The sequence below is a fragment of the Methylobacterium sp. GXF4 genome, from assembly GCF_000272495.1.
Lineage (GTDB): Bacteria > Pseudomonadota > Alphaproteobacteria > Rhizobiales > Beijerinckiaceae > Methylobacterium > Methylobacterium brachiatum.
Map to the genome: position 1 here is coordinate 82,304 of NZ_AKFK01000070.1, position 20,538 is coordinate 102,841.

The 20,538-nt window shown below is 69.4% G+C and carries 17 protein-coding genes and 1 tRNA gene; 14 read left to right on the forward strand and 4 right to left on the reverse strand.

The features are described 5' to 3' along the window. Window positions 1-213 precede the first annotated feature (213 nt). From WYO_RS19480 to WYO_RS19520, 9 genes are all read left to right on the forward strand, one after another. The gene (locus WYO_RS19480) at window positions 214-1,200 is read left to right on the forward strand and encodes an aliphatic sulfonate ABC transporter substrate-binding protein (RefSeq protein WP_007565657.1); all 987 of its coding nucleotides are present in this window, start codon (window positions 214-216) and stop codon (window positions 1,198-1,200) included. Window positions 1,201-1,204: 4 nt separating this feature from the next. Beyond that, complete coding sequence (locus tag WYO_RS19485; RefSeq protein WP_007565658.1) at window positions 1,205-2,248, forward strand: LLM class flavin-dependent oxidoreductase; 1,044 nt, start codon at window positions 1,205-1,207, stop codon at window positions 2,246-2,248. Window positions 2,249-2,261: 13 nt separating this feature from the next. After that, complete coding sequence (locus WYO_RS19490) at window positions 2,262-3,590, forward strand: LLM class flavin-dependent oxidoreductase (RefSeq protein WP_007565659.1); 1,329 nt, start codon at window positions 2,262-2,264, stop codon at window positions 3,588-3,590. Window positions 3,591-3,859: 269 nt separating this feature from the next. Then, entirely contained in the window at window positions 3,860-4,708 is an 849-nt protein-coding gene (locus tag WYO_RS19495; protein WP_007565660.1) for a transporter substrate-binding domain-containing protein, read from the forward strand. A 16-nt stretch (window positions 4,709-4,724) separates the two neighbouring features. After that, window positions 4,725-5,468, forward strand: a complete 744-nt coding sequence (locus WYO_RS19500) for an amino acid ABC transporter permease (RefSeq protein ID WP_007565661.1) — start codon at window positions 4,725-4,727, stop codon at window positions 5,466-5,468. Window positions 5,469-5,524: 56 nt separating this feature from the next. Continuing rightward, window positions 5,525-6,244: an amino acid ABC transporter permease gene (locus WYO_RS19505; RefSeq protein WP_244424237.1), complete on the forward strand. Its 720-nt coding sequence runs from the start codon at window positions 5,525-5,527 to the stop codon at window positions 6,242-6,244. A 17-nt stretch (window positions 6,245-6,261) separates the two neighbouring features. Beyond that, the gene (locus tag WYO_RS19510; protein WP_007565663.1) at window positions 6,262-7,056 is read left to right on the forward strand and encodes an amino acid ABC transporter ATP-binding protein; all 795 of its coding nucleotides are present in this window, start codon (window positions 6,262-6,264) and stop codon (window positions 7,054-7,056) included. Continuing rightward, on the forward strand, window positions 7,056-8,390 hold the full coding sequence (locus WYO_RS19515; RefSeq protein WP_007565665.1) for an MmgE/PrpD family protein: 1,335 nt from the start codon (window positions 7,056-7,058) through the stop codon (window positions 8,388-8,390). Before WYO_RS19510 ends, WYO_RS19515 begins: the two co-directional genes overlap by 1 nt. A gap of 40 nt (window positions 8,391-8,430) precedes the next feature. Next, window positions 8,431-9,750 (forward strand): LLM class flavin-dependent oxidoreductase, encoded by a 1,320-nt coding sequence (locus WYO_RS19520; protein ID WP_007565667.1) that lies wholly within the window; start codon window positions 8,431-8,433, stop codon window positions 9,748-9,750. 696 nt (window positions 9,751-10,446) lie between these two features. On the opposite strand, the gene WYO_RS19525 is transcribed toward WYO_RS19520, so the two are convergent. Continuing rightward, entirely contained in the window at window positions 10,447-10,890 is a 444-nt protein-coding gene (locus WYO_RS19525; protein ID WP_007565669.1) for a CHRD domain-containing protein, read from the reverse strand. A gap of 131 nt (window positions 10,891-11,021) precedes the next feature. On the opposite strand from WYO_RS19525, the gene WYO_RS19530 reads away from it, so the two are divergent. Beyond that, the gene (locus WYO_RS19530; protein ID WP_007565671.1) at window positions 11,022-13,046 is read left to right on the forward strand and encodes an oligopeptide transporter, OPT family; all 2,025 of its coding nucleotides are present in this window, start codon (window positions 11,022-11,024) and stop codon (window positions 13,044-13,046) included. A 67-nt stretch (window positions 13,047-13,113) separates the two neighbouring features. Further along, a tRNA-Met gene (locus WYO_RS19535) sits at window positions 13,114-13,190 on the forward strand. A gap of 39 nt (window positions 13,191-13,229) precedes the next feature. On the opposite strand, the gene WYO_RS19540 is transcribed toward WYO_RS19535, so the two are convergent. The 3 genes from WYO_RS19540 to WYO_RS19550 all read right to left on the reverse strand — a co-directional run bounded on the left by WYO_RS19540 (window position 13,230) and on the right by WYO_RS19550 (window position 17,001). Continuing rightward, window positions 13,230-15,080 (reverse strand): hybrid sensor histidine kinase/response regulator, encoded by a 1,851-nt coding sequence (locus WYO_RS19540; protein ID WP_244424235.1) that lies wholly within the window; start codon window positions 15,078-15,080, stop codon window positions 13,230-13,232. 305 nt (window positions 15,081-15,385) lie between these two features. Beyond that, entirely contained in the window at window positions 15,386-16,168 is a 783-nt protein-coding gene (locus WYO_RS19545; RefSeq protein WP_007565673.1) for a hypothetical protein, read from the reverse strand. A gap of 200 nt (window positions 16,169-16,368) precedes the next feature. Then, complete coding sequence (locus WYO_RS19550; RefSeq protein ID WP_007565674.1) at window positions 16,369-17,001, reverse strand: response regulator transcription factor; 633 nt, start codon at window positions 16,999-17,001, stop codon at window positions 16,369-16,371. Window positions 17,002-17,277: 276 nt separating this feature from the next. Between WYO_RS19550 and WYO_RS19555 the strand changes: the two genes are divergently transcribed. The 3 genes from WYO_RS19555 to WYO_RS31070 all read left to right on the forward strand — a co-directional run. Then, the gene (locus tag WYO_RS19555) at window positions 17,278-17,862 is read left to right on the forward strand and encodes a hypothetical protein (protein WP_007565675.1); all 585 of its coding nucleotides are present in this window, start codon (window positions 17,278-17,280) and stop codon (window positions 17,860-17,862) included. Window positions 17,863-17,865: 3 nt separating this feature from the next. Beyond that, window positions 17,866-18,963, forward strand: coding sequence for an AAA family ATPase (locus WYO_RS19560; protein ID WP_007565676.1), 1,098 nt, complete (start codon window positions 17,866-17,868; stop codon window positions 18,961-18,963). 63 nt (window positions 18,964-19,026) lie between these two features. Beyond that, the coding region (locus WYO_RS31070; protein WP_007565677.1) for an AAA family ATPase at window positions 19,027-20,538 on the forward strand (1,512 nt) is incomplete at its 3' end.

Here is a 20,538-nt window from a genome sequence, read left to right on the forward strand (position 1 = left end):
TGAGGGACTCACCGCGTGCGGAAGTCTCCATCCTTCATCCTGTGGCCACCGGAGAAGGTCTGTTCTTCGAAGCGCCGCGAATTCGAAACCTTGTTTCATTGATCACCCGACGCCCGCGGGCTTCAATAATGGTCACGCGCTCCCGCAGCCGTCGAACCGACAATGCCGGTTCCGGCGTGCACGACGCCGGGCGCTTACCGACCGGAGTCCACGATGACCGACGATACGCCCGCAGGACGGTCCCCGTCCCGCCGGACGCTCCTGCTGGCCGGCCTGGGCGCGGTGGCGCTGCCCTTCGCGTCGCCGCCGGCGCGTGCGGCAGCGCGCGAGGTGAAGATCAGCATGCAGCGCTCCTCGGTGCTGTTCACGATCCTCAAGGTGAAGGGCACCCTGGCCGAGCGCCTGGCGCCGCTCGGCTTCACGCCGACCTGGCACCTGTTCACCAACGTCCTCGAACCGATGAATGCCGGCGCGGTCGACATCCATGCCGACGTCGCCGACGCGGTGCCGATCTTCACCCAGTCGGCGCGGGCGCCCCTGACCTTCTACGCCCGCGAGCGCGGCGCGCCGGCTGCCGAGGCGATCATCGTGCCGGCGGATTCGCCGATCCGCACGGTCGCCGACCTCAAGGGGCGGACGGTGGGCGTCTCGCGCGGGTCCGGCAGCCACTACGTCCTGGCCGCAGCCCTGAAACGGGCCGGCCTCGGCTTCGACGACATCCGGCCGGCCTATCTCCAGGCGCCCGAGGGGGCGGCCGCCTTCGAGCAGGGCAGCCTCGATGCCTGGTCGATCTGGGACCCGTTCCTGGCCTTCGCCGAGGCCAAGCGGCCGGTCCGCACCATCGCGGACGGGTCCGGCCTGACCAGCTACCACCGCTACTACCTCGTGAACGACAGCTTCGTCGCCGCCCATCCGGAGGTAGTCGCCACGGTGTATCGGGCGCTGGTCGAGGCGGGGCAGTGGGCGAAGGCCAACCCGGAGGCAGCGGTGGCGCTGCTCGCCCCCGTCTGGGGCGACCTGCCCCCCGCCGTCGTGGCGGCGGCCAATGCCCGGCGCACTTACCTGGTGGAGCCGGTGGAGCGGGGGCAGCTCGGCGAGCAGCAGGCGATCGCCGACACCTTCCTCGAAGCTAAGCTGATTCCGCGCCGGATCGACGCCACCGACGTCCCGGTCTGGACGCCGCCGGCGGTCAAGGGCTGAGCCGATGGCCGACGCACCCCGTTTCGGCATCTGGGCCGCCGTCCACGGCTCCCGGGCTGCCCATCACGATCCCGACGAGCCGGACGACGCGAGCTGGGAGCGCAACCGCGCCCTGGTGCTGGAGGCCGAAGCCCTCGGTTTCGATTCGGTGCTGGTCGCCCAGCACACGATGAACCCCTACGACGAGAACCGCGACCAGCTCGAAGCCTGGACCGCCGCGGCGGCTCTGGCGGCCCTGACCCGGCGGATCGAGATCATCGCGGCGATCAAGCCGGGCCTGTACCACCCGGTGGTGCTCGCCAAGATGGCGCTCCAGATCGAGCATGTCAGCGGCGGCCGCTTCGCGCTGAACCTCGTGAATGCCTGGAACCGCGCCGAGTTCGAGCGGGCCGGCCTGCCGTTCCCGGCCCATGACGACCGCTACGCCTATGGGCGCGAGTGGATCGCCCTCGTGGATCGGCTGATGCGCGGCGAGCGCGTGACCTTCGCGGGCGCGCATTTCCAGGTCCAGGATTATCAGCTCCGTCCGGCCGGCACCGACCGGCCGCGGCCCCGGATCTATCTCGGCGGCGAATCCGAGCCGGCCCGGGCCCTGGCGGCCGATCACGCCGATATCTGGTTCATCAACGGCCAGCCCCTCGCGGATGTCCGCGGCCTGATCGCCGACGTCGCAAGCCGTCCCGCGGCCAACGGGCCCCTGCGCTACGGCCTCTCGGCCTTCGTCATCGCCCGCGAGACCGATGCGGCGGCGGAGGCCGAGCACGACCGCCTCCTCGCCCTGGCGCAGCGCGACGCGGCTCTGCGCGCCAACACCCGTGCCCGGACCGATACGGCGAGCGTCATGTTCGCCAAGACCGACGCGGCGGCGAGCCGCCATGTCGGCACCAATGGCGGCACCGCGGCCGGCTTGGTCGGCAGCTACGAGACGGTCGCGGCCCGCATCCGCGCCTTCCACGCGGCCGGTATCGACCTATTCATGCTGCAATTCCAGCCGTTCGAGGCCGAGATGCGCCGGTTCGCCGAGCAGATCCTGCCGCGCGTGCGCTGAATCAGGGCTTTCGATGAGCGCGCGCCGCGAACTCCACCTCAACGTCAATCTGCTGCATGCCGGTGTCTATCCCTCGGCCTGGCGGCTGCCGGACAGCCGCCCGGACGCGTTCGTCGATATCGACCACTACGTGCGCGTCGCCCGGGTGGCGGAGCGCGGCAAGCTCGACGCGATCTTCCTGGCCGACACGCCGGCGATCAACGACCGGATCGATCACCGGCCGTTCATGGCGCTCGAACCGACCATCGTGCTGGCGAGCGTGGCTGCCGCGACCACCCATATCGGGCTGATCGCGACCGCATCGACCAGCTACAACGAGCCCTACAACCTCGCCCGGCGCTTCGCGACGCTCGACCTCGTCAGCCGCGGCCGGGTCGGCTGGAACGTGGTCACCACGGCGGACGCTGCAGCCGGCCGCAATTTCGGCTTCGCCGGTGCCTCCGAGCACGGGGCGCGCTACGCCCGGGCCCGGGAATTCACCCAGGTCGTCCACGCCCTCTGGGACAGCTGGGAGGACGACGCGCTCGTGGGCGACAAGGTGAGCGGGCGCTTCGCCGACAGCGCCAAGGTTCACGCCATCGACCATCGCGGCACCCATTACAGCGTCGCCGGCCCGCTCACTGTGCCGCGCTCGCCGCAAGGGCGGCCCGTGACGGTTCAGGCCGGCGGCTCGGAGGACGGCCGCGACCTCGCCGCCGCCACCGCCGACGCGGTGTTCTCCCTGGCCCAGACCATCCCGGACGGCGCGGCCTATGCCGCGGATTTGCGCGCCCGGGCCGCGCGCTACGGCCGGGATCCCGCCGCAATCGTCGTGCTGCCGGGCCTCGCCACGGTGATCGGCGGCACGGAGGCCGAGGCGCGCCGCCGCCAGGATGAACTCTGGGAGCTCGTGCCGATCGCGTACAGCCTCGCGCGCCTGGCCGGGACGCTGCGGATCGATCCTGATTGGCTCGACCTCGACAAGCCGCTGCCCGACCCGCTGCCGCTGCCCCCCGACGCCAACCACACGATGTTCCAGGGCACCGTTGCGCTCGCCCGGCGGGACAACCTGACGGTGCGTCAGCTCCTGCGCGCGCTGGGCGGCGGCGTGGGCCACCGCATCATCGTCGGCACGCCCGAGCAGGTCGCCGACGACATCGAGGCCTGGTTCCGCGCCGGCGCCGCCGACGGGTTCAACCTGATGCCGGACGTGCTGCCGGACGGCCTCGAGACCTTCGTGGACGCGGTCGTGCCGATCCTGCAGCGGCGCGGCCTGTTCCGGCGGGATTACGAGGGATCGACGCTGCGCGAGCATCTCGGTCTCGAACGGGTCGCCTGGACCCCGCCCGCCGGCCGCCGCTAGGGCGCGCATGACCGGCCCGGTTGCCGGATCGACGGAAAGCGCGCGCGGATCGTCGCGGACTGAGGGTCGAGTCGGATTGCAACCCGGGCGAGAACGGCTTTAAGGCATTTTCGCTCGCCGCCATCGGTATCGGGCCGTGCTGTAAGCCCGCGCTGTCCCGTCGGCTCACGCGGCGCGTATGGAGCGCGCGACCGCTGCAGCCGGCCGGCGCGCAATCGGATCGCCCCGGGCCCGATGGGCCGGCAGAACGTCAGGAAACCAGAACCGTCATGGCGCGCACCGCATCCACGAAGCTCTCGTTCTGTGCCCTGGCGCTCACGCTGCTGGCCGGCGCGTTCGGCTCGGAAGCCCGTGCGGATGCGACCCTCGACCGGATCAAGGGCCGGCAGAAGCTGACGGTGGGCATCATCCTGTCGGGCGCGCCCTTCGGCTACATCGATCCGCGGAGCCGCGCCGAGAAGGGCTTCAACATCGATCTGGCCAAGGCGCTGGCCGAGAAGCTCGGCGTCAAGGTCGAGCTTGTCACCGTCACGCCGCCCAACCGAGTGCAGTTCCTGCAGCAGGGCAATTTCGATGTCCTGATCGCCAACATGCAGTTCACCGAGGATCGCGCGAAGATCATGGATCACGTGCAGACCCCGTACGACCGGGCCGGCGGGGCCGCGCTCGGCCGCAAGGACAGCGGGATCAAGGATTGGACGGACCTGAAGGGCAAGCCGGTCTGCATCTCGCAGGGCTCGAACTACGCGCAGCCCCTGGCCGACACCTATGGCGCCGAGGTGAAGGGCATTCCGAGCCAGCCGGAATCCATGTTGGCGCTGCAGGGCGGCAATTGCGTCGTCGCCGTCCACGTCGCCCCGACGATCAAGCTGCTGCTCGCCGACCGCCCGGACGCGTGGAAGGACTACGCCATCGTCATCCCGACCGAGCTGGAGCCGGCCGATTCGGTGATCTGGCTGCGCAAGGGCGAGCGCGACACCGGCGCGGCCCTCGACGCGGCGGTGCGTGAGCTGCACGCGTCGGGAGCCATGCTGGAGATGGCCAAGGCGAATCGCCTGGTCGATCCGACCTTCCTGGAGGAGGCACGGCGCACATACGCCGCGCCCGCCAAGCCGTGATCGCGTCGCTGCCGGCATGATCGACCAAGCCGTCCGGACCTTCGTCGCCCTCGCGGGCGAGGTCGGCCTGCACTACGATTTCCTCCTGAGCCCGTCCGAGGTCCGGCCCTGGATCGCCGGCATGGGCACGACGCTCCTGCTCGTGCTCCTGGCGATCCCGCTGAGCCTCGCCGCGGGCGTGGCCTTCGCGGCGGCTCTCACTTCGGGCCGCCCGTGGCTCGCCGGACCCGTGCGGGCTTATGTCGAGCTCACCCGCAACACCCCGACCCTCGTCCAGCTGATGTTCGCGTTCTTCGCGCTCAACATGCTGCTGTCGAAGGCGCTGGGCGGCGCGGCGAACAATCCGTTCACGCCGTTCTTCTGGGTGGTGGCGGTGACCGGGCTCCACATCGCCGCCTTCCACGCGGAGGCCCTGCGCGGCGGGATCGAGGCCGTGCCCGCGGCCATGGTCGAGACCGCCCATGCCATCGGCTTCTCTTCGTTCGAGGTCCTGCGCTACGTGACGCTGCCGCTCGCTCTGCGCACGGCCATGCCGGCCATCGTGAACAACCTGGTCAACCTGGTGAAGCTGACCACCATCGGGTCGGCGATCGCCGTGGGCGAGGTGACCTACGCGTCGATCATGATCTGGACGCAGCGCGACAACGTCCTCGAGCTGATGATCGTGATCCTGCTGTTCTTCGGGCTGATCAACACGGTGCTGTCGCAGCTCGGCCGCTACGTGGAGCGCCGGCTCGCGGTCCCGGGATACGGCGTTTGAGCACCGCGGCGCTCCCCGCGCGCGGCCGCGCCGCCCTCGGCCCGGCCTGGGCCTGGCTGGCGCTCGTCGCCGGCTTCCTGCTGTGGACGGTGCTCGACGCCCGCCTCGCCCGGGACCTGCTCGACTGGCTGCCCTACCTCGCCTCGGGCTTTGCGATGAACATCCTGATCAGCGTGCTCGCCATGAGCGTCGGGACGCTCGCGGGCGTCACGCTGGGGGCGATGGAGCTGTCGGCCTCGCGGTTCGTGCGGGCGCCGGCGGTGGCCTACGTCCAGGTCTTCCGCAACGCGCCGCACCTCGTGCTGATCTTCGCCACGACGTACATCTTCCCGTTCGAGATCGTGGTGGCCGGCAACTACCTGCCGTTTCCGGACTGGTTGAAGGCGGTGTTCGGCCTCGCCATCCCGGCGAGCGCCTACGTGGCCGAGATCGTCCGCGGGGCGATCCAGTCGGTCCCGACCACCCAGTGGGACGCCGCCAAGGGCGTCGGGATGTCCCGCGGCCAGACCCTGCGCTGGATCATCCTGCCCCAGTGCCTGCGCCGGGCGCTGCCCCCCTGGATGAACCTCTACGCCTCGATCACCATGAGCACGGCGCTGGCCTCCCTGGTCGGCGTCCACGAGCTGCTGCACGCCGCCACCGACGCGAGCACGGCGGTGCGCCGCGACGACTTCACCATCGCGGTCTACCTGACGGTGCTCGCCGCCTTCTTCCTCTTCTGCTTCCCGATCTCGCGCCTGACGCGGCGTCTCGAACGCCGCTTCGCCCCGCGCTGAAGGCTGTACCCCGCCCCATGGCACAGGATTCCACCCCCCGGCCGACCCTCGTCGAACTGCAGGACGTCCACCTGTCCTTCGGGGCGGCCGAGGTGCTCAAGGGCATCGATCTGACGGTGGCGAAGGGGGATGCGGTCTCGATCATCGGCCCGTCCGGATCGGGCAAGTCCACGATCCTGCGCTGCATCAACGGTCTCGCCCAACCGCAGGCGGGCCGGATCACCGTGGCCGGCACCCGGGTCGACACGCTGCGCAATGAGGCCGAGCGGATCGCCCTGCGCAAGCGCATCGGCATCGTGTTCCAGCAATACAACCTGTTCCCGCACCTCACCGTGCTGGAGAACATCACCATCGCGCCGACCCGCATCCTCAAGGTGCCGCGGGCCGAGGCCGAGGCCCTGGCGCGCGACCTGCTCGCCCGGGTCCGCCTGGCCGACAAGGTCGCGGCCTATCCGGGCGAATTGTCCGGCGGCCAGCAGCAGCGCGTCGCCATCGCGCGGGCGTTGGCCATGCGGCCCGAGCTCGTCCTGTTCGACGAGGTCACGTCCGCCCTGGATCCCGAGATGGTCGGCGAGGTCCTGGCCGTCATCCGCGAGCTCGTCCGCGACGGGCTGACCAGCATCCTCGTCACCCACGAGATGCGTTTCGCCGAGGAGATCAGCGACACGATCGCCTTCACCGAGAACGGCCGGATCGTCGCCCAGGCCCCGCCGGCCGAGCTGTTCTACCGGTCCGGCAATCCGCGCATCCGCCAGTTCATCGGCGGCTTCCAGGGCTACCGGGACGCCGTGCAGGACCGGGAGGGAATCTGATGCCGAACCCGCGCACCGCCGCCCTCGCCGAGGCGATCGTCGCCTCGCGCCCGGAGGCCGATCCCGCCGCCATGGGTGCGGCGCGGATCGCGCTGGTGGACTTCCTTGCCTGCGCGCTGGCCGGCAGCGCCGACCCGTCGCTCGCGATCCTGCGCGGCGTGTTCGGCGATGCCCCCGGCCGCGCCCTGGTGATCGGCTCCGCGCAGCCGGCAGACCCGTTCCTAGCGGCCCTTCTCAACGGCCATGCCGGCCACGTGCTCGATTACGACGACGTACATGCCAGCGTGCGCGGTCACCCGACGACGGTGATCGTCCCGGCGCTGCTCGCCGCCCTCGACCCCGACGCGCTGCCCAGTGCGGACGCGTTCCTGGCCGCCTACCTGGTCGGGCTGGAGACCATGGCGCATCTCGGGCGCGCGATCGGCCCGGCCCATTACGAGCGGGGCTTCCACGCCACCGCCACCCTCGGGGCCCTGGGGGCCGCGGCGGCGATCGCGCATCTGCGCGGCTTCAGCGCCAGGACGACCGCCATCGCCCTGGGGCTCGGCGCGACGCAGGCCGCCGGGCTGCGGCTGCAATTCGGATCGGATGCGAAGCCGCTCCATGCCGGGCTCGCCGCCCGCAACGGCCTGGCGGCGGCGCGCCTCGCCGAGGCCGGCCTGTCCGGCGCTGACGATTGCCTCGACGGCCCAAACGGCTTTCTGCAGGCCTACGGCTTCGGCGAAGAGGCGCCCGAGCGGGTGCTAGAAGATTGGGGCGCCCCCTGGCAGATCGTCCGGCCCGGCCTGACCCTGAAGGCGTTCCCGTGCTGCACGGCGGCTCATCCCGTGGCGGTGGCCGGCCTCGCCCTCCACCGCGAGGGCATCCGCGACCTGGCGCGGGCGATAATCACCTTCCCGCCGGGGGGCGACGCCGCCCTGGTGGTCCGCACGCCGCGCACCGGAATCGAGGCCCGGTTCAGCCCGGAATACATCCTGGCCGCCGCCCTCGTCGACGGTGCGGTCCGGATCGACCATTTCGACGAACGCCCGGTCCGGCCCGACCTCGCCGCCCTGGCGGCGCGGGTCGAGCGCCGGCACGACCAGGCCGCCCGCCGCCTTTCCTCGGATCCGAGCACGCGCTTCGTCGTGGTCGAGCTGACGGACGGGCAGGGCCGGACGCACGAGCGGCGCATCGACGGCCTGCCGGGGCTCGCCGATGCCGACGACAAGTTCCGGGACGCGACCGCCGGATCCGAGGCGTTGCGCACTGTACCCGATCGCGTGCGCACCATGCATGACGCGACGGATCTCGCCCGCCTCCTCGCCTGCCTCGCGCAACCGCGGCAGCCGTAAGCACCCCGGCCGCCCCCGAACCCCAGCCGTGAGCCCGCCCATGACGACGACCCCGCGACAGATGCATCTCGGCCTGTTCCTGCAGGGAGCCGGCCATCACGTCTCGGGCTGGCGCCACCCGCGCGCCGAGGCCGGCAGCGAGAACTTCGACCTTCTGCGCCGGGTGACGCAGATGGCCGAGGACGCCAAGTTCGACATGGTGTTCCTGGCCGACGGCCTCACCAGCGCGGTGGATGCCCACCCGTCGATGATCGCCCGGTTCGAGCCGCTGACGCTGCTCAGCGCGCTGGCCATGGTCACGAGCCGCATCGGCCTCGCGGCGACTTCCTCGACCACCTACGGTGAGCCCTATCACACCGCCCGCGCCTTCGCGTCGCTCGACCATCTGAGCGGCGGACGCGCGGCCTGGAACGTCGTCACCACCTCCTACGCGCGCACCGCCAACAACTTCTCCAAGGAGCATCCGGCACACGACGAGCGCTACGCGGTCGCCGAGGAGTTCGTCGACGTGGTCTGCGGCCTCTGGGACAGCTGGGACGACGACGCCTTCGTGAAGGACAAGGCGCGGGGCATCTACGCCGACCCCGCGAAGGTACGGGTGCTCGACCATGTCGGCCGCTACTTCCGCGCCAAGGGCCCACTCAACATCCCGCGCTCACCGCAGGGGCATCCGATCCTGATCCAAGCCGGCTCGTCCGGGCCGGGCCAGGATCTCGCCGCCCGCCGGGCGGACGTGGTGTTCACCGCCCAGCAGACCATCGAGGAGGCCCAGAAGTTCTACGCCAGCCTCCGTCAGCGCGTCGCCGGCTTCGGCCGCGATCCGTCCACGGTGGCGGTCATGCCGGGGATCCTGCCGGTCATCGGCCGGACGCTGGAGGAGGCGAGCGCGAAGCTGATCGAGCTCGACCACTGGACCGACATCGCCAGCGCCATGCCGCTGCTGGAAGAGCGCCTCGGCCATTCGCTGGCACCCTACGACCTCGACGGCCCGCTCCCGGACCTGCCCCTCTCGGACCAGCTGCGCAGCCGCGCCGAGCTCCTCACCGAGTTGGCCCGCCGGGAGAACCTCACCATCCGCCAGCTCGCCCTCCGGGTCGCGGCCGGACGCGGACACCACATGATCGTCGGTACCGCGACCGACGTCGCCGACCGGATGCAGGCCTGGTTCGAGGGCGGCGCGGCGGACGGCTTCAACGTGATGCCGCCCTTCTTCCCCGACGGCCTCAGCGACTTCGTGCGGGAGGTCGTGCCGCTGCTTCAGGAGCGCGGCCTGTTCCGGACGGACTACGAAGGCGCGACCCTGCGGGACCATCTCGGCCTGGCGCGGCCGGAGCCGGAGCAGCGGGCCTCCGCGGGGTAGGGGGGACCAGACCCGGCCGCTCTTCAGGACGCTCCCGGGAGAGGCGGCATCGCTTTGACGGGCGGGTGGACGAGGGCGCGCTGCAGGATCGATCCCAAGCGAGAGCTTCGAGCCCCATGCGTCCGCTGGTTCTGGCCCTGCCGCCTCTTGCGTGCGCCCTACGCTGTTCACGCCTCGGCGCATGAAAAATGGAAAGCCCGCGCCTCCCCCCGGTGGCTGAGGATTGCACAGGCAGATGTTTTCATTTCCCCCGGCGTGGAAGGCTCGGTCTTCGCGTCCGAGCAGTGGCTCGATCGATGCGATCCGCGCCGTCATCTCGGGGCCGCGTAGCGGGGCCCTGGATCCAGAACCGCCGACATGCCAAGCTCTTGCGCCGGCAGCACTTCCGGGTTCCGGGCTCGTCAGCGGCGCCTCGGAATCACGGCGGCCTTCATCGGGCTAGGAGATCAGCTTTCGGATCGTGGGTCTTTCAACCCGCGTAGCCCGTAGCGCCCGTAAGCCCGGGGAAACGCACGAAGCTTCAGTTGCGTGCTGTCAACCGCGATGCTCGAATCTGTGCGTCGGCACGGGGGAGGGGGCCGGCGCCGCACCCTGGGACGCCGACCGGTCTACGGCCTCTCCAGCGCCGGCGGCGCCGCAGGAGAAGAGCGCCCCGTCGCGTCCGGGATGTTCTCCGGATGGGGCCAGCTTAGAACCCTACCGGGCCCGCTCCACCTGGCCGCGGATCTCACCCTTCGGGTTCGCGGCGGTGTGGATGTTGAAATAGAGCTTGCCGGCTTCGAGGTCGGCGGCCTTGGCCTCGTCCAGGGTCGCTTCGCCGGAGAACGGGCTGCTGGTCGCGGTTACCGGCACGAGGACGCCGGCATTGGCGCCGGGCAGGGCGGGGCCGTGGAAATGCGCGGCCGTGACGGGGCCGGTCAGGCCGCTATAGGTACCGTTCCAGCTCAGCCGCTTGGTCGCCGGATCGTAGGTCGCCGTCACGGCCCCGGTGCCCTTCGACTCGGTCGCCGGGACTTCACTGCCGCCGTTGAGCGCGGCCCTGTAGGTGATGCTCTCGCCCGCGGCCCGCGCGCCGGACGTCGCCAGCGGTAGGGTGAGGGCGAGGAGGGCGGCGAATCCGGTTCTGGCAAGGCGTGTCATCGTACGCTCCGCTGCAGCACGGCCCCCGAGCGGGGCCACGTGTCGCAAGATAGGGGGCGGCGCCGCGCCGGTCATCGGGTTACTGGTCATCCTGGGATAAAGGTCCGGCCGCACGCGCCGGTGGGGGCGCAATGGCGATCATGGACGCGGGCGCCCCGGCGAGCGGGCATGGGCGGGAGATCACCGCTCGGGGAATCGTCCTCGGCGCCCTGATCACGATCGTGTTCATGGCCGCCAACATCTATCTCGGCCTCAAGACCGGGATGACGTTCTCGTCCTCGATCCCGGCGGCTTTGATCTCGATGGGTGCGCTTCGCCTCGTCGGCGGCGCCGGCATCCTCGAGAACAACATCGTCCAGACCCAGGCCTCGGCGGCCGGCACCCTGTGCAACGTCATCCTGGTGCTGCCGGGCCTCGTCCTGATCGGCCATTGGCACGGCTTCCCGTTCTGGGAAACGAGCCTGGTCTGCCTGATCGGCGGCTGGCTCGGCGTGGCGTTCTCGATCCCCCTGCGCCGGGCGCTGGTCTCGGGCAGCGACCTGCCGTACCCCGAGGGGGTCGCCGCCGCCGAGGTGCTGCGCGCCGGCCATTCCGAGACCGGCGAGCGCGGGCTGACGACGCTGCTCGCCGCCGCGGCCGGCTCCGGCCTCGTCGCCTTTGCGACCAGCGGCCTGCGCATCCTGGCCGACGGCGTGCTCACGGCGTTCAGTTTCGGCGGCGCCGTGTTCAGCATCGGCAGCGGATTCTCCCTGGCACTCGTCGGGGTCGGCTACCTGGTCGGGATCGGGGCGTGCCTCGCTTTGCTCACCGGCGTGGTGATCGCCTGGGGCATCATGGTCCCGGTTCTCACCGCCCTGACGCCCCAGCCGGGCCTCACCCCCGGGGAGGCCGCGCAGGCGGTCTGGTCGGGACAGGTCCGGCTCGTCGGCGCCGGGATCATCGCGGTCGGCGGGTTCTCGACCGTCGCGACGCTCGTCCGGCCGATCGCCCGCAGCATCCGGTCGGCGCTGGCGGCCGGCGATCCGGCCCGGGCCGCCGTCCGGCAGGACCGCGACCTGCCGCTGCCCCTGGTCGGCGGGGTGGCGCTGGCGCTCTGCCTGCCGCTCGGCGCCCTGTTTGCCGGCTTCGCAGCCGATCTCGGCATCGCCGGCCCGATGCTCGTCGCCGTGGTGGCGGCCGGCCTGCTGTTCTGCCTGGTCTTCGGCGCCGCCATGGCGGCGGTCTGCGGCTACCTCGCGGGCCTGCTCGGCTCCTCGACCAGCCCGATCTCCGGGATCGGCATCCTCACCGCCATGGTCGGCGCCGCCCTGCTGCCGCTGGTCCTCGGGCCGGCCGAGAGCCCTGAGGCGCGGCGCGTCACCGTCGCGCTGGTCCTGCTCGCCGCCTCGGTGATCATCACCGCCTGCTCCATCGCCAACGACAACCTGCAGGACCTGAAGACCGGCCAGATCGTCGACGCCACGCCCTGGCGCCAGCAGCTGGTGCTGATCGTCGGCGTCGCGGTCGGCTCGCTGGTGATCGTGCCGCTGCTGTCGCTGCTCTACGGCGCCTACGGCTTCGTCGGCTCGCTGCCCCGCCCGGGCATGGACCCGGCTCTGGCGCTCACCGTGCCGCAGGCCTCGCTGGTCACCCAGATCGCCGACGGCATCGTGGCCCGGACCCTGCCCTGGCCGATGCTGCTAATCGGCTGCGCCCTCGGGGCGGTCATGGTCGGCCTGGAGGTCGCGCTGAAGCGGCGGGCGTTCAGCTTTCCCGCACTCACCGTCGGCATCGGCATGTACCTGCCGCTCTCCGTCGAGATGACGATCGGGCTCGGCGGCCTCCTCGGCTTCCTGTGCCTGCGCGCCCTGCGCCGCAGCGGCGCCGATCCCGAAACCCTGGAGGCCGCCCGCCGCCGCGGCGTGCTGATCGCCTCCGGTTTTCTGGTCGGTGAGAGCTTCGTCGGAATCGGCCTGACCGCGATCGACGCGGCCTCCGGCCGGTCCTCGACCCTCAGCCTGGTCGGCCCGGATTTCGCCCAGACCGCGACCTGGCTGGGTGGCGCGGTGTTTGTCGGGGGATTCTTCGCGGCGATGCGGTTCATCCGCGGTCCCTTCGCAGACCCTGCGCAGAGAAGACCCGTCGGGACCCCCAAATTCCGCGCAGAGAACCGTTGACAGCCCGCGCCCGGCCTCCCTATACCCCGGCCGCTGGTCGCTGCCTTCCGGGGCACGCGCGGCTTGTGGCGGGGTAGCTCAGCTGGTTAGAGCAGAGGAATCATAATCCTTGTGTCGGGGGTTCAAATCCCTCCCTCGCTACCAAAGTTTTCGAAGCCCCGCCCCATGTCGAGCGGGGCTTTTTCATGCCGGCACGCGAGATCCGCGCAGCGTCACGCTCGCCGCGAGGATGACCGAGCGTAATTCGGCCGGCCGGACCGGCTTTGACAGGATCGGGACATCCGTCCTGGCGAGATCCTCCTGCACGCGCCCCGCATCGTGGCCGCTGATGACGACCACGGGCACGTCCCGCCCCAAGGCCTCCTGCACCGCCGCGATGCACTCTGTCCCGGTCACGCCGTTACCGAGTTCGAAATCGGTGATGAGAAGGTCGGTTGCGGTGATGGTCTTCGGGATCGTCGGTTCCGGCTGGACCTGACATCCCCAGCGCCGGAGCAGGTCGGCGGTCGCGGCCAAGACGGCCTCGTCATCCTCGACCAGCAGGACCCGCAACCCGTTGACGGATGCCGCCGGATCGAGCGCGGGCTTGCGGCTCGCCTCGGCCGGTTTGCCGACGATCGGCAGCGGCCCGAAGGTCACGCAGGTGCCGTGGAGCTGGACGGAGCGAAGCCTGAGCTCCAGATCCAGGAGTTCGCAGAGACGGCGCACGATGGGCAGGCCGAGACCGACGCCGTCGATGTCTTTGTCGCCCCGCTGGCGAACCCGATAGAACTCGTCGAACACCTTCGTTTGATGCTCCGGCGCGATGCCCGGGCCGCGATCATAGACCTGGACGGCGAGCCCGCCCTTACGCCGACGGCAGGCGATCAGGATCGGTCGTCCGGGCGCGTATTTGATCGCGTTGTTGACGATGTTCTGCAGCATCGTCGTGAACAAGGCGCGGTCGGTCTCCACGATCGCGCGGCATCCGCGGCTGCGCAGTTCGGTCCCCGTACGCTGAGCGGCCTCCGAATTCTGCCGCAGCACATCCTCGATGATGTCATCGATCGCGACGGGTTCGATCCGGGGCTGGACCTTGCCGCTGTCGAGGGTCGAGACATCCAGCAAGGACTTGAACAGTCGCGACACGCTCTGCAAGGACCGGTCGATATTGTCGACCATCTGGAGTTCCTTGGCGCCGAGATTGGCATCGCGCAGGCAGGCGGTGAACAGGCTGATCGCGTGGATCGGCTGGCGTAGATCGTGGCTCGCCTGCCCGAGGAAGCGCGACTTGGCGAGGTTCGCCTCCTGCTCCCGCTGGTAGGCGCCGCGCAAACGTTTGAGCAGGATGTAGATGTAGTTCGGCACCAGAAGGGTGATGATGAACAGCGTCACGACCAGGAACGGGTTCTGCCGCCAGTAGGCGCTGAAGAACGTCGTCACCGCCATCGAGGCGAGCGCCAGCCCGGTGGTGATCTTGAGGTCGGTCTGACCGTGGCGCAGGCCATTGCCGACGATGATCCGGAGCACGATCACGTAGAGCGGCACGAACGGCGCGCCGCCGATCGCCATGGCATAGGTGATGCCGGCGAAATCGAGGCTGGTGGTGACGGTGCGTCGCAATCGGTTCTCGCCCGGGTGATGCGAGATCCACCAATACATCCCGACGGACAGAACCAAGTGGATCGGCACCAGATAGACGATCAGATACGTTTCCGGCGGCGCATAGCCGAGAAGGATCTGTGGAACGAGGTACAGGCACACGGATCCCATGGAGACGATGCGGATGAGTGCTTGCGCCGTCTCGTCGTCGGCGTTGCCGCCGCGATTGCGTCTTGCGGTCGTCATGGCACGATCAGGGGGTGCGGATAACGGATCCGGCCTTCGATCGGGGCCTTCCCTGAACCTCGCCGCAAGCCTGGTCCAGTTCGGCCGTCGGGCTGTCAAAGGTCCTTGCCAAGGCTGCATCGAAGCCGTCCGGTGTTTGCCGGGCCTCGCCGATCGCAGCCTTCTGCCGTCGCGTCGGATCCTGAAGCGGCGCTGCAGGACAGCCACCGCGGAGTACGGCCGCGACATGCATCCGGCCGCCGATCGCGACCCTGTTCGCCGGTTCTACGAAAACCCTGATGGCATGACCACGTGTTTCCAGAACAAACATCAACGCAAAATTGTCTTGTGTACCATGACTTGCAGTGCGTTCTGATGATTGTTAATAAAATGATCTTAATAATTAGGCGCATTAAACAAACAAAGCGCCGATCCCGCCAAATAATGGGGCCGCGTGACGCCCAATGATTGCGACAGGTTCCGGGACCGGGTCGCTGGCTCACACGGCTGCCATTGTCATCGGGCCATCCGTATCAACGGTAGGTGCCGGATGCCTCGTCGAACCGGTAGACCCGGGCATCGCGTTCCGATGCCGGCCGGACTTTGCCGTCCGGGCCGGCCAAGGTTCCGGTCAGCGTGACGCGGATCGGCGGCCACGCGGTGGGTCTGGCCGGATCCTCCGGAAGGATCTCGAGACGGCCCGTGCTCTTGCCCATCTGGCAGGGTTGGTCGCCATCGGGCTCATCGCAGGCGGCACTCTCGTCGGAACCGGCCTCCACCTCACCGGCCAGTGTCCACCGCAGTGGCGTTTCCCTGAAGTGCAGCAGGAGGAACGCGAAGCTGCGTGAGCCTGCGGACCCGTAAGAGGTCAGGCGCACCCCCATCATCACACGCCCGCCGCTCACGGCCCGGACGACCGCCCCCCGGCCTTCGTCGATGTCCGGAGCGTCACCGTTCCTGTTGCCGGTACCGACTTGCCCGACCTGAAGCTGAACGCCCTTCAGACGCCAGCGCGTGTCCTCGAGCGCAAAGGTCGCGGTGGCGACCGTCCGTGTATTGGGTGTGTCCGGGTCCTCGCCGGGCGCGGGTAGCGTCGCGAACCCGGTGAACCACCGTCCGGTCTCCGTAGAGAATGCGGCGCCGTACCAGAACTCCGCCGAACGGCCGTCCTTGGCCCGGCAGGTCCTGGTGTCCTGGCTTGCGGGCCGCCCGCAGATTGCCGCCAGCACGGTCTCATTCGCGGGCGCGACGATGTCCGGGGCAGCTCGGGAAGGCGACACAATCGATGCCGCGGCCAGAGCCAGCCCCAGGACCATCAATCTGCGCAGTCGGGTCGAACGCCCGATAAGACCGCCATATCGCCTCATGGCGCCCTGCATAGCCAGAGACAAGGCCAAGCTTAAACTAGGACACCTGTACTACGAGCCCCGGACCGGGGGGGGGGTCGGATCGGACTGCCGTTGCGCATCGTGCCGTGCGGAGATCGGAAAAGCCGTCTGCAGGGGAATCGACTTTATTACCCGCACAGACCGGCATTGGCGGCTTTGGCCGCCGCTGCGGATCGGGAGCTGACATCGAGCGCCCGCAGGAGCGCCGAGACGTGGATCCGGACCGTGAACGGTGAGATGTTCAGCTCCCGGGCAATCTCCTTGTTGGTGCGGCCCAGGGCGACGAGGCGCAGGACATCCTGTTGGCGCTGCGTCAGGCAAGGCAGGGTGCAACGGGGCGCCGCGAGAACCGGAGCGGGGTTTCGTTCGATGACGAAGGCTCCGTCGCGAATCGCCGCGATCGACGTCGCGATATCTGCCGCCGGCACCGACTTGCCGATGAATCCATCGGCGCCTGCGGCCATCACCGCCTCGATCGCGTCGTCGTCCTCGATCATCGAGACGATGATGATGGAGGCCTTCGGGAACTCCGTGCGCAGGGCCCCGATGGAATGCCGGGGATCCAGTCCGGGAAACAGCAGGTCGAGGAAGAAGACCTGGGGCGGCGGGCCGGCGCGCGACAGCGCCCGAACATCGTCCATCGTGGCCGCCTCGTGGATCGTCGCCTGCGGGTAGAGCCGTTCGGCGATATGCCTCAACCCCTCGCGGAACAGGGGATGATCATCGGCGACGACGATTCGTTCTCTCGCCCAGCCGGTCATCCAACTCCCGATCGTCACATACGCTTGGGTGCAGTCCCGGACGGGACAGTCCGACCTTTAATGCCAAGCTGGCGGCTCGGGCAGTCATGGCCAAAACCCTAGTCCAAATGCACTAGTAGACCGGTTTTGGTCGCCTGCCTAGAAGCAGTTTCCCGCAGCGTTCAGGCATTTGCGGGATCATTCGAAATCTCTGGAAACTGAAGCGCGCTATTCCGGCAATCGAAAGCGTAAACTTTTCGAAGTCTTTACGCCCAACAACGTTCAGGAACCGGACGGATGTCGAACATTGAGCATCAGGCTCAGGCGCAGAACAAGATTGCCGGCCAGAAGGCGCCCGCGTCCGCTGGGGCTCCGGCCAAGCCGCCGCTTTCGCCGAGTGTGATCGCCATCGCCGGAGGCATCGTAGCCGCTGGTGCGATTGCGGGGATCCTGCTCCTGGGCGGCGGCGAGAAGGTCGGCACGCCCGAGCGGCCTGCTCTCAGCCTGATCAAGAAGTCCGATATCGATAAGGCTGCCGACACGCTGGCGCCCGAGGAGAAGGACAAGATCGTATCCGAGGCCAAGGCCTGCCAGGCGCCCCTCGCCAACATGCGCATCTCGAAAACCACAGCCGACGCCGGCGGCGTGGTCCGCATCCGGGCGGGAAACTACCTCTCGCCGGCATTCAACGTGGCCGATGGGCCGATCAACGTCGCGGTGCCGTTCCCGGGCCCCTACGAGGCCGGCAAGGGCGAGGTCGTCATCGAAGGCGCGGCCAAGGACGTGTTCGTCGAGTTCACGCCCGGCCTGAAGATCGACACGACCGCGGGCGTCCGGCGGGTTCCGGTCTTCTGGGACACCAGCAAGCCGTGCGGGGGCTGAGGGATGTCGAAGCAGGCCATCATCCCGTTCGTCATCTCCGGACTTGTCGTCGCCGTCCTGACGCCGCTGCTTCTGAGCACCGATTACGGCCCGGTCGCCTGGTGGAACGCCGCCGGAACGGAGATGAGATGGCGGGCCGCGATCGGGATCGCCGTCGGCCTGTTCGCTGCGCTCGGCCTCCTGGCGACCGCGACCGCGGCCCGCAAAGCCGAGGCCGCCCTCGGTCAGCCGGCCGGCGGGATCATGAGCCTGCCACGCCTGATCCTCGCGCCGCGCCGTGTCGTGGAGCCGCGCTCGCCCGAGGACGTCATCGCCACCCTCGAGGGCATGGTCGGGCTCGCACCGGTCAAGCGCGAGGTGAATGCCCTGATCGCCCGGCTCGAAGTCGAGCAGCGCCGGCGTGCGGAAGGCCTACCAGTTTCGGCGATCAGCCAGCACATGATTTTCACCGGGCCTCCCGGTGTCGGCAAGACCGAGGTCGCCCGGGCGATCGGCGAGATCTTTCGCGCCCTCGAAGTCCTGCGCCGGGGCCATCTCGTCGAGGTCGATCGGGCCGGGCTGGTGGCGGGCTATGTCGGGCAGACCGCGGCCAAGACCCTGGAGAAATGCCAGGAGGCGCTCGACGGCATCCTGTTCATCGACGAGGCCTACACGCTCGCCGGCGGGGGCGGCGGCAACGACTTCGGCAAGGAAGCGATCGACACCCTCCTCAAGTTCATGGAGGACCATCGCGACCGGATCATCGTGATCGTGGCTGGCTACACGAACGATATGCGCCGGTTCATCGACACGAATCCGGGGCTCGCCGGGCGCTTCACCAAGACGATCGAGTTCCCGCCCTACAGCCCGAAGGATCTGTGCGAGATCCTGAAACGGATGGCGGCCCGCCAGCACTTCGCCCTGCCCGACGGGTTCGAGGCGGCGCTGACGCCCTGGCTCGCGCAACGCGCCCGCGCCGAGGATTGGTCGAATGCCCGCGAGATGCGCACGCTCCTGGAGAAAGCCCGCGAGGCCCAGGCGGCCCGCGTCGCCGTTCAGGGCGGCGACCTGAGCCGTCTCGAGATCGTCGATCTGCTCCGCGCGACGGGTGAAGACGCCTGAGGACGAGGCCCCCCCGAACCGCGCAACGCTGCGCCCGCCCAGCATCAAGGCTCGTCAACCCCCATGGAACGCCTCGACAAGCATCCTGCGGCCGTCTTCCTGGTGATCGCCGGCGGCGCGACCGCCCTCCTTCTGGCCCTGCGGCCGGACCTGCTCGGCCCGCTCATGGCGACGCCCTCGGCGCTGCTGCGCAACGGCCTGATCCTCGGTGGTCTCGCGACGGGGCTGCTGGCGGCGAGCTACATCCCGGCCCGCATCGAGAACATGCGGCGGGCGCTGGACCAGGCCCGGGCGAGCCGGAAGATCCGGCCGATCCAGTTCGTGGATGACGGGGCGGCGGTGGAGAAGAAGGATCTTCTCGCCACGGCGCTCGCGACCCTGGACGGCATGGTCGGCCTGGCGCCGGTGAAGCTGGAGGTCAAGGGCGTCATCGCCCGGATGCAGGTCGAGCAGCAGCGCCGCGCCCAGAACCTCCCGGTGGCGGCGATGAGCCAGCACATGGTGTTCACCGGGCCACCGGGCGTCGGCAAGACCGAGGTGGCGCGCGTGCTCGGGACCGTTTTCAAGGCGTTGAAGGTGCTGCGTAAGGGACATCTGGTCGAGGTTGACCGCGCCGGCCTGGTGGCGGGCTATGCCGGCCAGACCGCGATCAAGACCCTGGAGCGCTGCAAGGAGGCGCTCGACGGGATCCTATTCATCGACGAAGCCTACGCCCTGGCGCCGGGCGGCGGGGGCGGCAGCGACTTCGGCAAGGAGGCGATCGACACCCTCCTCAAGTTCATGGAGGACAATCGCGACCGGATCATCGTGATCGTCGCCGGCTACACCAACGACATGCGCCGGTTCATCGATACGAATCCCGGTCTGGCGAGTCGCTTCACCAAGACGATCGAGTTCCCGCCCTACAGCCCACCCGAACTCGCCGAGATCCTGAAGCGGATGGCCGGGAGCCAGGGCTTCGTCCTGCCGGACGGATTCCAGAAGGAGCTGATCCCCTATGTCGGCGCGCGGTCCAAGGCCGAGGACTGGGCCAATGCCCGCGAGATGCGCACGGTACTGGAAAAGGCCCGCCAGGCGCAGGCGATGCGCCTGGCGGCCAATCCAGGCGGCGACATCAACCGGCTCGAACTGTCCGACATCGCCGCGGCGCTGGGCCGTCAGGCGGCGGGCGCGGTCGACATGGACGAAGCTCGGAAGGTCATCGCGCGTCTGGACGCGATGATCGGGCTCGCCCCGGTCAAGCAGCAGGTCAAGACCGTGGTGGCGCGGGTCTTGGTGGATGCCAAGCGGCGCGCGGAGGGCATCGAGGTCGGCGCGGTCAGCCAGCACATGGTGTTCACCGGACCGCCCGGCGTCGGCAAGACCGAGGTCGCCCGCATCATGGGCGACATCTTCAAGGCCCTCGGTGTCCTCCGGAAAGGCCACGTGGTCGAGGTCGACCGCGCCGGCCTTGTGGCGGGCTATGTCGGCCAGACCGCGACCCGGACGCTGGAGCGCTGCAAGGAGGCGCTCGACGGCATCATGTTCATCGACGAGGCCTACACCCTGGCCGCCGGCGGCGGGGGCGGCAGCGAC

Coding starts and splice junctions, on each gene's coding strand:
- WYO_RS19480 (WP_007565657.1), top strand. CDS start 214: ATGACCGACGATACGCCCGCAGGACGGTCCCCGTCCCGCCGGACGCTC.
- WYO_RS19485 (WP_007565658.1), top strand. CDS start 1,205: ATGGCCGACGCACCCCGTTTCGGCATCTGGGCCGCCGTCCACGGCTCC.
- WYO_RS19490 (WP_007565659.1), top strand. CDS start 2,262: ATGAGCGCGCGCCGCGAACTCCACCTCAACGTCAATCTGCTGCATGCC.
- WYO_RS19495 (WP_007565660.1), top strand. CDS start 3,860: ATGGCGCGCACCGCATCCACGAAGCTCTCGTTCTGTGCCCTGGCGCTC.
- WYO_RS19500 (WP_007565661.1), top strand. CDS start 4,725: ATGATCGACCAAGCCGTCCGGACCTTCGTCGCCCTCGCGGGCGAGGTC.
- WYO_RS19510 (WP_007565663.1), top strand. CDS start 6,262: ATGGCACAGGATTCCACCCCCCGGCCGACCCTCGTCGAACTGCAGGAC.
- WYO_RS19515 (WP_007565665.1), top strand. CDS start 7,056: ATGCCGAACCCGCGCACCGCCGCCCTCGCCGAGGCGATCGTCGCCTCG.
- WYO_RS19520 (WP_007565667.1), top strand. CDS start 8,431: ATGACGACGACCCCGCGACAGATGCATCTCGGCCTGTTCCTGCAGGGA.
- WYO_RS19525 (WP_007565669.1), bottom strand. CDS start 10,890: ATGACACGCCTTGCCAGAACCGGATTCGCCGCCCTCCTCGCCCTCACC.
- WYO_RS19530 (WP_007565671.1), top strand. CDS start 11,022: ATGGCGATCATGGACGCGGGCGCCCCGGCGAGCGGGCATGGGCGGGAG.
- WYO_RS19545 (WP_007565673.1), bottom strand. CDS start 16,168: ATGGTCCTGGGGCTGGCTCTGGCCGCGGCATCGATTGTGTCGCCTTCC.
- WYO_RS19550 (WP_007565674.1), bottom strand. CDS start 17,001: ATGACCGGCTGGGCGAGAGAACGAATCGTCGTCGCCGATGATCATCCC.
- WYO_RS19555 (WP_007565675.1), top strand. CDS start 17,278: ATGTCGAACATTGAGCATCAGGCTCAGGCGCAGAACAAGATTGCCGGC.
- WYO_RS19560 (WP_007565676.1), top strand. CDS start 17,866: ATGTCGAAGCAGGCCATCATCCCGTTCGTCATCTCCGGACTTGTCGTC.